We start from the raw sequence: 14501 nt of genomic DNA, 5'->3' as shown, positions 1-14501 counted from the left end.
GCGTGTAGCATGGGGCCGATTAGGTATTCACTCTATACCGGATGCATAAAGGTGGGTTTTGGAATTTCCAACCCCAACCACAAAAACACGTCAGACAAACCCGAGGGAAGACATGCCATACCGTGCCCCCATCTCCGACTACGAAGTGTTGTTCCGCCACGTCGTGGGATTCGATCAGATCGCAGCGACTGAAAAATTCTCGGACGCCAGTGAAGATGTGGTCAGCGCGATCCTGAAGGAGGCAGGCAAGCTGTGCGAAGAGGTGATGGCCCCCTTGCAGCGTCCCGGTGATCTGGAGCCTGCGCGTCTTGAAAACGGAGTGATGCGGACCTCTCCGGGCTATGCTGACGGCTGGAAGGCAATTGCCGAAGGCGGCTGGGTCGGGATGAGCGGCGATCCGGAATATGGCGGCATGGGCCTGCCGATGACTCTGACCACGGCGGTGAATGAGATGATGTCGGCGGCCTGCTTGTCCTTGCAACTGGCACCGCTGATGACCCAGGGACAGATCGAGGCACTGGAACACCATGCAAGTGACGAGCTGAAGGCGCTTTACCTGCCCAAGATGATATCGGGCGAGTGGGCTGGCACGATGAACCTGACCGAGGCGGGCGCAGGCTCGGACGTAGGGGCGCTGACCACGAAGGCCGAGGCAAACGGAGACGGGACCTACGCAGTGACAGGGCAGAAGATCTTCATCTCGTGGGGCGACAACGATTTCACAGAAAATGTCTGCCACCTTGTGCTGGCACGCCTGCCCGATGGGGTGCCCGGAACCAAAGGAATTTCGCTGTTTCTGGTGCCAAAGTTCCTGCCCGATGAGAATGGCAACCCCGGTGTGGCCAACGATCTGAAGGTTGTCTCGGTCGAGCATAAAATGGGCCTGCATGGTTCGCCGACCTGCGTGATGCAGTATGATGGTGCCAAAGGCTGGCTTGTTGGGAAAGAACACGGCGGTATGGCCGCGATGTTCACCATGATGAATAATGCCCGCCTTGGTGTGGGCGGCCAGGGTGTGGGTGCTGCTGAAGGTGCCTATCAGCACGCGTTGGCTTATGCGATGGAGCGCAAGCAGGGCAAGACGCCCTCGGGTTCGATCGTGGACCATGCCGATGTGCGGCGGATGCTGATGAGCATGCGCGCCGATACGTTTGCCGCGCGAGCCATCATGCTGGCTAATGCGGCCGCGATTGATATGGCCAACGCCACTGGGGATGCTGAGTGGAACGCAAGGGCCGCTTTGCTGACGCCGATCTGTAAAGCCTTCGGGACAGAGACAGGGATACGCGTGGCTGAGACCGGTGTGCAGGTCCACGGCGGCATGGGGTTCGTTGAAGAAACGGGTGCTGCGCAATACTACCGTGATGTCCGCGTAACCGCGATTTACGAGGGCACCAACGGCGTTCAGGCCATGGACCTTGTTGCACGCAAGATGATGGATGGGGGGGAGGCCGCATCGCGCCTTCTGGACGAGATCGAGGACCACGCCGAACAGGCCCGCGCCACGATGCCGGATCTTGCTGGCCCGGTTTGGGAGGCTACCGAGAGCCTGCGCGAAACAACCGAGTGGATCGTGGCGCAGACTGACATGAACGCGCGGTTCGCTGGTGCGGTGCCCTATCTGCACGCCTTTGCCCGTGTTCTGGGCGCGCATTACCACCTAAAAGCGGCGCTGACCGACCCCGGTGGTCCGCGCTTTAAACTGGCGCGTTACTACATCAATGCGCTGCTGCCGGAACATACCGGTCTTCTGGTTCAGGTGCAGAATGGTGCGGACGACCTGTATGCGCTCAGCGCCGAAGAACTGGCAGCGTGATGGACGGAAACACTCCCCTGGCGATCCGATATCCTTGGCCTGACCCTCCGGCAGAGGGTGAGGCGGTTGAGATAGCCCAAGGTGTGTTGTGGATGCGCTTGCCGCTGCCCATGGCCTTGGATCACGTCAATGTCTATGCGCTGGACGATGGTGATGGATGGACGGTGATCGATACGGGGATGTCTTCGAACAAGACACGCCGGATCTGGGAGTCGCTTATGGCCGGACCCTTGGGTGGCAAGCCGATCACCCGGATCGTCGTGACGCATCATCATCCCGACCATATCGGCAACGCTGGGTGGTTCCAGTCCGAGCATGGCGCCGAACTGGTCACAACCCGCACGGCGTGGCTGTTCGCGCGCATGTTGCAACTGGATGTGCAGGAAAGCTGGCCGCAGGAAACTCTGGATTACTATCGCAGTGCCGGGATGGATGCAGAATTTCTGGCCAAACGGATGACGCAGCGGCCATTCAACTTCTGTGACACCGTTTACCCGATGCCGTTGGGATTTACCCGGATCAAACAGGGCAGCGTGATCCGTATGGGCGGGCGGGACTGGGACGTGCACATGGGCAACGGCCATGCCCCTGAACATGCCACATTCTGGAGCCGCGACGATAATCTGGTGATCACGGGCGACCAGATCCTCAGCTCAATCAGCCCCAATCTGGGCGTCTATGTTACTGAACCGATGGCGGATCCGGTGGCTGAATGGCTGGAAGCCTGTGAACGGTTGAAAGAACTGGCCCGGCCTGAACAACTGGCACTTGGCGGTCATAAGCTGCCCTTCACCGGTCTTCCTATCCGGATGAAGCAGCTGATCGAAAATCATCACAGCGCGCTTGAGCGGTTACAGGATTTTCTGGACACACCAAAAACCGCGGCCGCGTGCTTTACCCCTTTGTTTAAACGCCAGATCGGCGAAGGGGAGTACGGGCTTGCGCTGGTCGAAGCGGTTGCACATCTGAATCATCTCTACCACATTGGAATTGTCACCCGAACTCGGCGTGCGGATGGGGCTTGGGAGTTTCAGCGCAAAAGGTAGAGCTATGCAGGACAAAATCGAAACGTCGGCCGAAGCTGCAGAGGCTGCGGCCTTGCCTCGTTGCTATGAGGTGCATGCAAGTCCGAACGCCGAATCCGGTGCAAAGGATCTGCCCGGACAATTGAAAAAACCTGTCGCCAGCAAAAGCCCCGCACAATGGGCTTATGAGCGGCTGATCCTCTACATTCAGAACTTTGAAAAGACACTTGACGCTGATCACGAGGTCGCCATGGGCTTTACCGGCGGCGATGCCGGCGTGATGCGGATCGAAGGGATGGGATATTTTGATCCTGATATCATCACATTTTACGGCTCGGACGCGACCGGGGCACGAACCCAGCTGGTGCAACATGTCAGCCAGCTGAACGTGATGCTGCGCGCATTGCCCAAATCCGTACAGGACAAGCCCGCCAATCGCATCGGATTTCGACTGGCGGCCGATCTGGAAGAAAGCTGATCCGCTGACTTGCAATTCACGTCTTCGCAGCCTTGAATGACTTAGTCATTTCAGGGGGCCTCACGTGTCCAGTTTTACAACCGTTTCAACCGCCTATAAGGGTGCGTGGGCACGTCGCCGCGTGTTCGTACCCATCTATCTTGTTATGCGACTGTTGTTGATCGCTTTGATCGCACCGGGTGTGGCGATCACGGTCAACCTTGCGGTGTTGCTATCGAACCAGACCGCTGTGACCGATCAGGACATCGCAGCGTTCATCTTTTCGCCTGCAGGTTTTGTTGCCGCCGTTGTGGTGCTCAGCCTGTTTCTGCTGGTCGAGGTGTTTGTCTTTTCCGTCATGGCCGGGTCTTTGCGCATGAAAGCCCGCGACCCGTGGCGTGCTGGTAGCTCTGCCATCGGTCTGATCTTATCCCGCTTGCCGTCGCTTTTTGGTTTTGCGGTACGATTTGTGCTGCGCATTCTGGCGTTGGTGCTGCCATTTGCTGTGGTGGCTGCGGTGATCGCGTGGTGGACGCTGACGGAATACGATATCAATTACTACCTCACGTTCCACCCACCGTCCTTCTGGGTGGCCGTGGTGCTGATCGGCGTGTTGGGTCTGATCATGGCCTGGGTGCTGATCCGACGCCTGTCGGCTTGGGCCCTGTCGCTTCATCTGGTTCTGTTCGAGAACGTTCACCCGGCGCATGCGTTCAACATCAGCGCGCTCCGGATGGAGGGCAAGCGCGGGCGTCTCAAAGTTGAGCTGGCTGTGTGGTTGATCGTAAGGCTGGCGATTGCGGCCCTGATCGCGTGGGTGGCGGGAATTCTGTTTGCCTTGGTGCCACTGGAAGGCTCAAATCATCTGCGTCTGGCTCTGACATACAGTTTGATGATTGTTGGTCTTTGGACACTGGCCGGGTTGATCCTGGCCGCTACGGCCCTTGGGGCCTTGGCGATCGTGCTGGACGGTTTCTTTGAAACAAAAATATCAGACCCCCCGCACGCCGAGCCGCGCCGCCTTGGGACACAGTTGTTTACGGCGGTTGGTTTCGCGCTGGCTGCCTTGCTGATTGGGGGTTGGTTCGGGCAGCATTTGCTGGAGCGTATACAGGCACCGGACCGCGCCGAGGTCATCGGTCACAGGGGGGCTGCCGCGCTGCGGCCTGAAAACACGATGGCATCCGTACGCAAGGCAATTGAGGATGGCGCAGATTGGGTCGAAATCGATGTGCAGGAAACGGCGGATGATGTGGTTGTCGTGGCCCATGACAGTGATTTTATGAAACTGGCGGGTGTTGATCTAAAGGTTTGGGATGCGACGATGGAAGACATCGCCCAGATCGATATCGGTAGCTGGTACGGCCCCGAATACGCCGAGGAACGCACGCCGACGCTGCGCGAGGTGCTGGAGGCCGCGAAAGGGAAATCCAAGGTCATCATCGAGCTGAAGTATTACGGCCACGATGTCGATCTGGAAAACCGCGTCGCGGCCCTTGTCGAAGAGATGGGGATGCAGGACGACATTGCCACCATGTCACTGAAATACCCGGCAGTGCAAAAGATGAAGTCCATCCGTCCCGATTGGCGCGCCGGTGTTCTGGCAGCAACGGCCATTGGTGACCTGACCGGGCTGGAAGGCGATTTTGTGGCCGTCAACGCTGCGATGGCGACCCCAAGGCTTGTGCGTTCCGTTCAAGAGGCAGGAAAGGACATTTACGTTTGGACCGTCAACGATCCGTTGCAGATGTCAGCCATGGCTTCAATGGGTGTGGATGGACTGATCACCGACCGTCCTGCAATGGCCAACGAGGTTTTGCGGGTGCGGGCGGAAATGGGCCCGGCGGAGCGCTTGCTGCTGTGGCTCGCGACGACCTTCGGCATGTCCTTCGATACGCAGGCGATGCGCGATGCAAGCCCATAGCCTGGCGGTTGCTTTTGTGCTGGCGGCTGCACCGGCTGTGGCGCAGGATTTTATGCGCACGATTGAAATGCCCGCGCATCGCGCTTTGATTGCGCAAAAGGGTGAGGCCGCTCCGGTTCCTTTCGAAACAGACGGGTGTTCCGGCGGTCTGTCTACCAGTTGGCGCTTTGTGGCCGAGACCTTCCCAAAGTTCCGCGCGCTGTATGAGGCACATCCCCCTTGGGAATATTGCTGCGTGACGCATGACCGCGCCTATCACAATGCAGGCGGTGCGACGCAGGCCGATGACAGTTTTGAGGCGCGCATGGCCGCTGACGATGCCCTGCGCGGCTGCGTCAAACAGCACGGCGAGGACTATGCTGACGACTACGCCGAGCGGTACGACATGACACCTGACCAGATTCGGACTGCCCACGCCGTCACTGCCGAGGCTATGTTCACGGCGGTCCGTTTGGGCGGCGGTCCGTGTTCCGGCCTGCCATGGCGCTGGGGATTCGGGTATCCGGGGTGCTCTGTGCTCAGAACGCTGGCCCCTGCGCCCGAATGACGTGGTGACAGCCTTTGGATTTTCGATTATCCAACACTTCAAACACGCGAACTAGGACTCGTATACTCATGGCTGAATACAAGCACGGCGAAATGGACATCAACGTTCAAACCAAGACTTTCAATGGGTTTATCAAGGCCGTCACGTGGTGTGTGGTCGCGATTGCCATTCTTTGTCTGTTTCTGGCGGTCTTTGCCTCTTAACTGAAAAGCGGGGTAAACCGTGATCAGGATTCTGCTTGCCTGCCTGTTGGCGGTGACTGTGGCTGGATGCACCGGATCGCAGCGGCCACAGGCGGATCAGTCCGAGATTTCAGCCCGATCCTACCGGGATCCGGGTCCTTCGACTCTTACGCTGTACACAATGATCAATACCCGAACTGGATCGGGCGCGCACACGTCGCTTATGATCAGCGGCAGCGAACGCGTGATTTTTGACCCGGCAGGATCGTTTCGGGCGGATATCGTGCCAGTGAAGAATGACGTGCTGTATGGGATTACCCCGGCCGTAGAACGTGCCTATCGCAGCAGCCATGCGCGGGAAACGCATTATGCGCGTATCCAGACGATAGAAGTCTCTCCGCAACAGGCCGAAGTTGCGTTGCAACTGGCCAAGCAAATGGGGCCAGTGGCAGGCGCGTTCTGCGCAAATTCAACCGCGCAGCTTTTGCAGCAAGTTCCTGGATTCGAGCAGATCGGGACCACGTTTTACCCCATCAATCTGTCTGACCAGTTCGCCCAGTTGCCAGGTGTTGAAACTGCAGAGTACCGGGAATTCGACGACGCCGACCTGCAACAGGGACTGGCCTTCAACAATGACCGTCTTAACGAGCTGGACGCGACATCATCCCAATAGGTACAGCAACCCGTATAACGTGCCGGCACCGGTGAAGATTGCCGCAAGCACGTTTTTTGTGATCAGGCCGACAACCAGCGCAACCGTGGCCGCAGCCATGCGGCTGACGTCCGGTTGTCCTTCGGTTGCGGTCGGCCAGACCACCAGCGGGGCAATCAAGGCAGGCAGGATAGCCACCGCGGTGTAACGAAGATGGCGCAGGACCCAGGGTGGCATCGGACGGTCGCCGACCAGCCCGATAAACACGAACCTTAGACCGTAGCTGCCAAGCGCCAGCCCGACGATGATGACCCACATGGTGACTGTGTCGACAGAATTCATGACGTTGCTTCTTTCTTGAGCGTCCACAGTTCAGCCTGCGCCCCGGCCATCATGCCCGCGCACCCTGCGATCAGCAGACCAAGATTGTACGGCACAGCAACCGTTAACAGCGACACGGTTATCGCCACGAGTGCCGTAACGACATGAGGCATGGTGCGCAGCATCGGTCCAATCATGGCCAGAAAAGTAATCGGCAGCGCGAAATCCAGCGCCCAGCTTTCGGGAATCTTGGTGCCCAGAACCGCGCCTAGAAACGTGGCTAAAATCCACAATGGCGTGATTGGCGTGACCGAGCCCAGGAAATAGGCCATGCGCTGGGGTGTGGTCATGTGTGGCTCTTTCTCGAACCGAACAATGCTGCAGGCATAGGACTGGTCCACGATCAGATAGGCGGCGAATGCCCTTTGCCATAGCGGTGCCGACCCCAGAAATGGCGTCAACGAGGCTGAATACATTGCCATGCGCAGATTTACCGCCAGAGCCGACGCCAGAATGATCACGGTGGGCGTATTGTCCTGCAGCAATTGCAGCGCCGCGAACTGCGCGGCCCCGGCAAAAACGGTGGCGGTGAATGCCATCGTCTGGACGATGGTCAACCCGGTTTCGGTTGCAAAGACCCCAAACAGGGTACCGAAGGGGATAGCGACGAAGATAAACGGGGTCCCGTCGCGAAAACCCTTCCAATAGTATGACTTGGATGTGGTGCTTGCCATGTCTTGATCCTATGGTGTTGGCCGCAGCAGTATCGGTCTTGGAAGAGGGTTGCAATTGGCTAAGGAAACAGATGCCTCGGATTACGTCATCGCCCCCGATCCCGGCGCGGAGCGTCTGACCCGCGCGGTTGAGGGCGTAGACCAGAATGGTGCAGTCAGCCGGATCTCGGTCGTGGAAGAGCGGCCCCTGACGATCTTCCTCAACGCGCAGGAAATCGTGACTGCGATGACGATCGGCGATTACCCGGAATACCTGGCGCTGGGCTTTCTGCGCAATCAGGGCATGCTGTTGGCGGATGACGAAATTACCCGCGTCGACTATGACGACGATCTGGAAACCGTCGTGGTCCGCACCGCGCGCGAGACGTCCTACGAAGACAAGCTAAAGAAAAAGACCCGCACCAGCGGTTGCGCCGTGGGCACGGTGTTCGGTGACATGATGGAGGGGCTAGAGGGCGTCCAACTGCCGCAAGTTCAGGTGCGAACCTCGTGGCTGTATGATCTTGCGGCCAAGATCAACCGAACCCCGTCTTTGTATCTTGAGGCAGGTGCAATTCACGGTACGGTCCTGTGCCATGAAAACCGACCACTGGTCTACATGGAGGATGTGGGCCGTCACAATGCGGTCGACAAGATCGCGGGTTGGATGCTGTCGGAAGGCGCAGCGGCAGATGACAAAATCCTGTATACCACTGGCCGTCTGACCTCTGAAATGGTGATCAAGACCGCGATGATGGGCATCCCGGTTCTGGCGTCCCGGTCCGGTTTTACCGCCTGGGGCGTCGAGATCGCGCGCGAGGTTGGCCTGACCCTGATTGGCCGCATGCGCGGGCAGCGGTTCGTGTGTTTGTCGGGCGAAGATCGATTGCTACGCGACGCAAACCCCGCGACCATCGCGGTTGAGGATAACAAGCACCGCAGGAAAAGCTCTCGGGCTTGAAACGCCATCCGTAAGCGTGCTGGGAAAAAACCTGCGCATTTCCAGAGATTTGCCCTAAACTGGGGTGCAGTGATTTGGGAAACGGGAAGCGATGACTTGAGAGCTTTATGGAACTGATCAACCTTATTGCGCCGGTCTTTGCGGTCATCTTGACCGGGTATGTTTTCTCGTGGACCAAGCTCCTTGGCGAGGACACGTCGGACGCACTTGTACAATTTGCGGTTTATGTCCTGATCCCTGCCATCATGTTCTATCTGATCGGGCAGGAAGAGTTTGAAAACCTCCTGAACTATGGCTTTTATATTTCCTATGGTGGGACGCTGCTGCTTTTGTTTGTGGCTTTGTTTGTCTGTCTGAAGGTCGTTCTGAAGTTTGAAGCAGGCTCTGCAACAGTTGCGGCTTTTGCCGCCGTTGCATCGAATACCGCATTGGTTGCCTTGCCGATCCTCCATGCGATATTTGGGTCGAAAGGCGCGTTGCCTGCGGTCTTGGCCAACCTTGTTGTCGCTGTTTTGCTTCTGGTCATGACTACTCTGCTGGAAAGTTCGGCCGGGCAAAAGGCCCGCGCCAAAACGCCGGTTTACAAGATTCTCCTGAATGTCCTTAAAAACCCGATTATCGCAGCGACTCTTTTGGGAGTTGCGTATTCTTTCACGGGGATCGGGTTTTCGGATGCGGTTTCGGATTACCTGGAACTGCTCAGTCAGGCGCTGGCTGCGGTTGCCCTGTTTGCGATCGGTTTCACAACCAGTGTAAGAACGATCATACAGACTGGGCCTCTGCTTTTGTCTTTGACTTTGGTAAAACTAATCGTTTCACCTGGATTGGTCCTGCTGGCTGCGCACCTTATCGGGCTTGATCCGCTTTGGACCATCGCGGCCACCGTTTCTTGTGCGGTGCCGACCGCGAAAAACGTTTTTCTTCTGGCCAAGCACTACGATCAGGAACCTCAGCTTGCAGCGCATATCGTTTCTGCCACGTCTTTTCTGTCAGTTGGAACTTTAATCCTTTGGTTGTTTGTCCTGCACCACTTGTATCCTACAGCGTTCCAATTGAATTGACTTCGATCTACAACACGCGAACGACAGATTTCTCTTCGCGCAGCATGAAGGTGCAGGAATGACCAAACCTCTTGGCGTCATACTCGCAGGCGGTCTGGCCACCCGCATGGGGGGCGGAGACAAAGGCCTGCTGCAAATCGGTGGTCACAGCTTACTGAGCCACGTTGTCGACCGTTTGGCCCCACAGGTAAAAGGTCTGGCACTGAACGCAAACGGCGATCCCAAGCGGTTCCGTGATCTGGGCCTTCCGGTGGTGCCAGACAGTATTGAAGGGTATGCAGGTCCTCTGGCAGGGGTTCTTGCCGGTCTCGACTGGGCCCACTCGCAAGGGGCGGACAGCATCGTGACTGCGGCGGCTGACACGCCGTTTTTTCCGCGCGATCTGGTGGCGTGTCTGTGTCAGGCCGCTGAAGGGCAGGGTTACCCGCTGGTGCTGGCGACCACGCCGCGCCACGCGGATGAGGCGCTGAAATCCGGTGGGGGCCGAGGCGTCAATCGGCACCCGACATTCGGACTTTGGCCCGTGGCGTTACGCGACGATCTGCGCGATGCTCTGAACGACGGGCTGCGCAAGGTCGTGCTGTGGACAGATCGTCACAACGGGCGCGAGGCCTTGTTTTCAGCCGATCCGTTCGATCCGTTTTTTAACGTCAATACGCCCGAGGATTTGGCGCTGGCAGAAAAACTGTTGGAGCAGGCATGAGGGTTTATGGCGTCACCGGTTGGAAAAACGCGGGCAAAACCGGGTTGATGGAGAGATTGGTGGCCGAGATCGCCGGGCGCGGATTTACCGTCTCGACCGTGAAACACGCCCACCACAGCGTTGATGTGGATCAGCCTGGCACCGACAGCTATCGTCACCGGACCGCCGGGGCGTCCGAGGTTCTTTTGGCCTCGGGCCAACGCGTCGCAATCATGCAAGAGTTGCGGGGCGCTGCCGAACCTACGCTGGACGAACTATTGGCACGCCTTTTGCCCGTGGATCTGGTTCTGATCGAAGGGTTCAAACGTGAAGCCCACCCTAAGGTCGAGGCGTTTCGGACCGAGGCTAACAATCCGCTGATCGCGCCCGAAAACTCCACCATCCGCGCCGTTGCCAGCGATACACCGCTGGAACTGGACCTTCCTGTTTTCGACCTGAATGATACGCCGGCTATTGCAGAGTTCATTTTGCACGAGGTCGGTTTGTGATCGGTTTCAACAGTTTTGCTATGGTCGATTGGTCCAGCGGAAACGACACCGGTCCCCGACCGCGTAAGGATGCGATCTGGGCTTGTGTTGTGCGACAGGGCAAAGTGGACGAAGGGCCGACCTATTTCAGAAACCGCAAGTTGGCAGAGCGATGGCTGCATGATCTGATCGCAACTGAAATTGAAGCGGAACGGCGGCTGTGTCTGGGGTTTGATTTTCCTTTCGGTTACCCCAAAGGCTTCGCCCGCGCTTTGACCGGATCTGACGATCCGCTTGGGCTATGGGAATGGTTTGAACACCGGATCGAGGATTCGCCAAAAGCAAACAACCGGTTTGATCTGGCCGGGGAGATCAACCGCCTTTTTGGCGGCAAGGGACCGTTTTGGTTCAATGGTCTCAAGCGTGAGATTGACGGTCTGCCGAAGACGAAGGCCGACTATCACTCCCCCTTCCCCGAGCGACGCAGCGTTGAGTTGGCGCCGGAAGCCAAGGGCAGCTTTAGCTGCTGGCAGATGGGTGGGGCTGGTGCGGTAGGCGGTCAGATGATGACTGGACTGCCCGTGCTGACCCGTCTGCGCCGCACTTTTACCGGAAAGGTCGCGGTTTGGCCGTTCGAGGTGCTGGACACTCCGGTTGCGTTCGTGGAAATCTGGCCCTCGCTCACCCTCGGGACCGCGCCGGAAGGCCGGATCAAGGATGCCTGGCAGGTTGAGCAGGTCGCGCTGTCGCTTGCGGGCATGCCGATACAGGATTTGGCGCGGCACCTGAATGTTAGCGCAGCAGAGGAAGGTTGGATTTTGGGAGTGTCACAACGCAAACCGAATATCGCGCCACCCCCTTTGCGCAATGACTGTTTTGCCTTGCCAGCCGGGGTAAACTGGACGCCGGTTGACGAAGCGCTGGGCCTGTTGCGCGAACGCTTAACGGCGGTGACTGCAGCAGAAAGTCTGCCGGTGATGCAGGTCAGCGGGCGCATTTTGGCCGAAGATGTTTTTGCCAAACGTTCAAATCCACCGCAGCCCAACACGGCCGTGGATGGATACGGTTTTGCCGGTGCCGCACCAGAGGGGGCGCAGGTCATGCCGTTGTATGACGGGCGTGCGGCGGCTGGTATCCCTTTTGATGGGGTGGTGCCGGGTGGTCATGCGCTGCGCGTATTGACAGGGGCAGCTCTGCCCGCAGGCGTGGATACAGTTATTCTGGAAGAAGATGTAACCGTTCAAAACAATCACATCGCCTTTAACGGCCCGCTGAAACAGGGTGCCAACACCCGCCGGGCAGGTGAGGACGTGGCAGAGGGCGATTTGGTTCTGACCGCCGGGCGCAGGGTGACGCCAGCCGATCTGGCGCTGCTGTCTGCGACAGGGGGTGCCGATGTACCGGTGCGTAAGCCACTGCGCGTCGCGGTGCTGTCCACCGGAGACGAATTGGTAGAACCTGGAGGAACCGCAAACCCGGGTCAGATATATGACGCAAACCGCCCCCTGTTGATTTCGCTGATGGATCGCATGGGGTTTCAACCGGTGGACTTGGGCCGCGTACCGGACGACCGGGAAACACTGCGCGACCGGTTGAACAGCGCTGCAAAACAAGCGGATGTAATCCTGACCAGCGGCGGTGCCTCGGCTGGGGATGAGGATCACGTCTCGGCCCTGCTGCGAGAGGCGGGCGCGATGCAGGAATGGAGGATCGCGCTGAAGCCGGGGCGTCCTTTGGCGCTGGGTATGTGGGACGGGGTGCCAGTGTTTGGCCTGCCCGGAAACCCGGTTGCGGCCATGGTCTGTACATTGATCTTTGCGCGCCCGGCGCTGGGCCTGATGGCAGGTGAGGGGTGGCAAGAGCCGCAGGGGTTCGACCTGCCCGCCGCGTTTGAAAAACGAAAGAAACCAGGGCGCCGCGAATATCTGCGTGCCCGTGTCAGGGATGGTCGGGCCGAGGTGTTTGCCTCAGAAGGGTCGGGCCGGATCAGTGGCCTCAGCTGGGCCGAGGGGCTGGTTGAAATCGAAGACGGCGCGCGCCACATCACGCCGGGCGATCTGGTCCGGTTTATCCCCTACAGCAGTTTTGGGCTTTAGTCGAAAGTCCCTGCAACACGTCCCAGCAACATGAACGCCCGTGCGGTGCGGGTTTCCCCAAGCGCGGTCAGGTCAGAGTCGCTGGCCTCGGGCTCAAAATCAACGATCATGTGGTCGAAACGACGCAGGAAATGATGCGCGGCATCGCGAAAGATCGGGTCCTGCTTCATCCTTGCCGCCGTCAGCGCCAGCGAGGATCGGTCACGGATCCCTCCAAGCGCCGCCACCGAACGGCCACGCGCACCCTGTGCGAACTGTCGCCATATTTCGGGGCGTGCCATATCGGGGCGCAGATCGTCCATATAGATGCCCTCTTGGCTCAGCAGAGTCAGAACATCCTGCGAAGCCTGCACCAATTGCGCAGTCTTACGATTCTTTAGTGCCAGACGCAGGGCATCGAATCCTTCGGAATCGTCCTGCGTTTCCGGGAAGTTTAACGCGCGAATAAAAACCTCGGTGCTCAGGGGCGGTGCGATGTCTCCGGCCTGTGTGCCCAGTTCCAAAGTCGTCTGATCGCCTTTGACTTGCGGCTCGGGCATGCGCGGGGGGTCCGTGCGTTTGGTGGAAAACGTGGCCAGCGCAGTTTCGGTCTTTTTTGCGGTCTCGGCGATTTCGTCCAGCTTTTTGCTGACCGCTGGTTCATAGGAACTGGCGGCGCGCTGCTGCTGCACCACGTACGCCTGGCGGATAGCGTCAATCGCGGTTTGTAACCGTTCGCTTTCTTCACGCATGACGCGGCTGGCGCGCATGGCCGTGGCGGCGACCCAGATCATCGCTACCGGCATGAACACCGCCAGCAAGGTCACCACAAAGCCACCGCCTTGAACGGTGTCCGGCAACACCAGAAACACAACTGATATTACCAACCACAGAAGGCTGAGTGCGATCGCTACGATCTCGATCCCCGTTACGGAAGGTCGTGATGGCCTGTCATAGATGCCCAGCGATGTTTTGCGCTCAGGTTCGTGCTCGGGCGTGGGCTCGGACATAGGAGCACTCCGGTCAGACGTACTCGATCGTCAGGATTTCGTAGGCCCGCACACCACCGGGGGTGCGCACCTCGACACTGTCGCCTTCTTCTTTGCCGATCAGGGCGCGGGCGATTGGGGACCTGATGTTCAGCAAGCCGTTTTCAATGTTGGCCTCGTATTCACCAACGATCTGCCAGGTCTTTTCCTCGTCTGTGTCCTCATCGACAAGTGTTACCTTGGCACCGAACTTGATCGCACCGGACAGTTTGGCTGGATCGATCACATCCGCCAACGAAAGTATACCTTCAAGCTCTTTGATGCGGCCTTCGATAAAGCCCTGCTTTTCGCGGGCCGAATGGTATTCAGCGTTTTCCTTAAGGTCGCCCAGTTCGCGTGCCGTTGCGATGGCCTCGATGATCGCAGGGCGTTCAACGGATTTCAGGTTTTTCAGTTCCGCCGCGAGCGCGGCATTGCCCGCGGGCGTCATTGGAATTTTTTCCATTTTCTTGTCGTCCACGCAAAAAGTGAGTCGCCCCGCCGCAAAAGGTTAGCGTCGGGGCGATGTGTTGGGTTGCTAAATACCTGACCCAAATGCAGCGTGAATT

At 58.4% G+C, this 14501-nt stretch carries 16 protein-coding genes; 12 read left to right on the top strand and 4 right to left on the bottom strand.

From position 1 onward, the window contains the following. The first annotated feature begins 112 nt into the window (after nt 1-112). The 7 genes from ACXAET_RS11220 (at nt 113) to ACXAET_RS11190 (ending at nt 6624) form a co-directional block, all read left to right on the top strand. Nucleotides 113-1816: an acyl-CoA dehydrogenase gene (locus tag ACXAET_RS11220; RefSeq protein WP_475184777.1), complete on the top strand. Its 1704-nt coding sequence runs from the start codon at nt 113-115 to the stop codon at nt 1814-1816. Next, on the top strand, nt 1816-2862 hold the full coding sequence (locus ACXAET_RS11215) for an MBL fold metallo-hydrolase (protein WP_475184774.1): 1047 nt from the start codon (nt 1816-1818) through the stop codon (nt 2860-2862). Before ACXAET_RS11220 ends, ACXAET_RS11215 begins: the two co-directional genes overlap by 1 nt. Nucleotides 2863-2866: 4 nt before the next feature. Further along, nucleotides 2867-3319, top strand: coding sequence for a DUF6173 family protein (locus tag ACXAET_RS11210; RefSeq protein WP_068338023.1), 453 nt, complete (start codon nt 2867-2869; stop codon nt 3317-3319). Nucleotides 3320-3383: 64 nt separating this feature from the next. Then, nucleotides 3384-5222 carry a glycerophosphodiester phosphodiesterase gene (locus ACXAET_RS11205; protein WP_475184770.1) on the top strand — a complete coding sequence of 613 codons (1839 nt, stop codon included), beginning with the start codon at nt 3384-3386 and terminating at the stop codon, nt 5220-5222. Next, nucleotides 5209-5769, top strand: a complete 561-nt coding sequence (locus tag ACXAET_RS11200) for a hypothetical protein (RefSeq protein ID WP_475184766.1) — start codon at nt 5209-5211, stop codon at nt 5767-5769. The genes ACXAET_RS11205 and ACXAET_RS11200 overlap by 14 nt, the downstream gene beginning before the upstream one ends. Before the next feature lie 68 nt (nt 5770-5837). Next, nucleotides 5838-5972, top strand: a complete 135-nt coding sequence (locus ACXAET_RS11195; protein ID WP_475184762.1) for an aa3-type cytochrome c oxidase subunit IV — start codon at nt 5838-5840, stop codon at nt 5970-5972. 19 nt (nt 5973-5991) lie between these two features. Next, a complete protein-coding gene (locus ACXAET_RS11190; RefSeq protein ID WP_475184757.1) occupies nt 5992-6624 on the top strand; it encodes a hypothetical protein in 633 nt (210 codons plus the stop codon). Here ACXAET_RS11190 and ACXAET_RS11185 read toward each other — a convergent pair. Both ACXAET_RS11185 and ACXAET_RS11180 read right to left on the bottom strand, forming a co-directional pair. Next, a complete protein-coding gene (locus ACXAET_RS11185) occupies nt 6613-6945 on the bottom strand; it encodes an AzlD domain-containing protein (protein WP_475184752.1) in 333 nt (110 codons plus the stop codon). The genes ACXAET_RS11190 and ACXAET_RS11185 overlap by 12 nt on opposite strands. After that, nucleotides 6942-7658, bottom strand: coding sequence for an AzlC family ABC transporter permease (locus ACXAET_RS11180; protein WP_475184751.1), 717 nt, complete (start codon nt 7656-7658; stop codon nt 6942-6944). Before ACXAET_RS11180 ends, ACXAET_RS11185 begins: the two co-directional genes overlap by 4 nt. A gap of 49 nt (nt 7659-7707) precedes the next feature. Between ACXAET_RS11180 and ACXAET_RS11175 the strand changes: the two genes are divergently transcribed. From ACXAET_RS11175 to ACXAET_RS11155, 5 genes are all read left to right on the top strand, one after another. Next, nucleotides 7708-8598: a formate dehydrogenase accessory sulfurtransferase FdhD gene (locus ACXAET_RS11175; RefSeq protein ID WP_475184749.1), complete on the top strand. Its 891-nt coding sequence runs from the start codon at nt 7708-7710 to the stop codon at nt 8596-8598. A gap of 107 nt (nt 8599-8705) precedes the next feature. Then, nucleotides 8706-9659: an AEC family transporter gene (locus tag ACXAET_RS11170; RefSeq protein ID WP_475184747.1), complete on the top strand. Its 954-nt coding sequence runs from the start codon at nt 8706-8708 to the stop codon at nt 9657-9659. 58 nt (nt 9660-9717) lie between these two features. Further along, on the top strand, nt 9718-10362 hold the full coding sequence (mobA, locus tag ACXAET_RS11165; protein WP_475184744.1) for a molybdenum cofactor guanylyltransferase MobA: 645 nt from the start codon (nt 9718-9720) through the stop codon (nt 10360-10362). Further along, nucleotides 10359-10850 (top strand): molybdopterin-guanine dinucleotide biosynthesis protein B, encoded by a 492-nt coding sequence (gene mobB, locus ACXAET_RS11160; protein ID WP_475184742.1) that lies wholly within the window; start codon nt 10359-10361, stop codon nt 10848-10850. The genes mobA and mobB overlap by 4 nt, the downstream gene beginning before the upstream one ends. A 20-nt stretch (nt 10851-10870) precedes the next feature. After that, nucleotides 10871-12925, top strand: coding sequence for a molybdopterin-binding protein (locus ACXAET_RS11155; RefSeq protein WP_475187190.1), 2055 nt, complete (start codon nt 10871-10873; stop codon nt 12923-12925). Here the strand turns inward: ACXAET_RS11155 and ACXAET_RS11150 are convergent. Both ACXAET_RS11150 and greA read right to left on the bottom strand, forming a co-directional pair. Then, entirely contained in the window at nt 12922-13914 is a 993-nt protein-coding gene (locus tag ACXAET_RS11150) for a hypothetical protein (RefSeq protein WP_475184740.1), read from the bottom strand. The genes ACXAET_RS11155 and ACXAET_RS11150 overlap by 4 nt on opposite strands. 13 nt (nt 13915-13927) lie before the next feature. Beyond that, nucleotides 13928-14398: a transcription elongation factor GreA gene (gene greA, locus ACXAET_RS11145; protein WP_068338048.1), complete on the bottom strand. Its 471-nt coding sequence runs from the start codon at nt 14396-14398 to the stop codon at nt 13928-13930. Nucleotides 14399-14501: the final 103 nt, after the last annotated feature.

It is taken from the genome of Ruegeria sp. AWH4_226, assembly GCF_056159225.1.
This window is presented reverse-complemented; position numbering and strand designations above follow the sequence as displayed.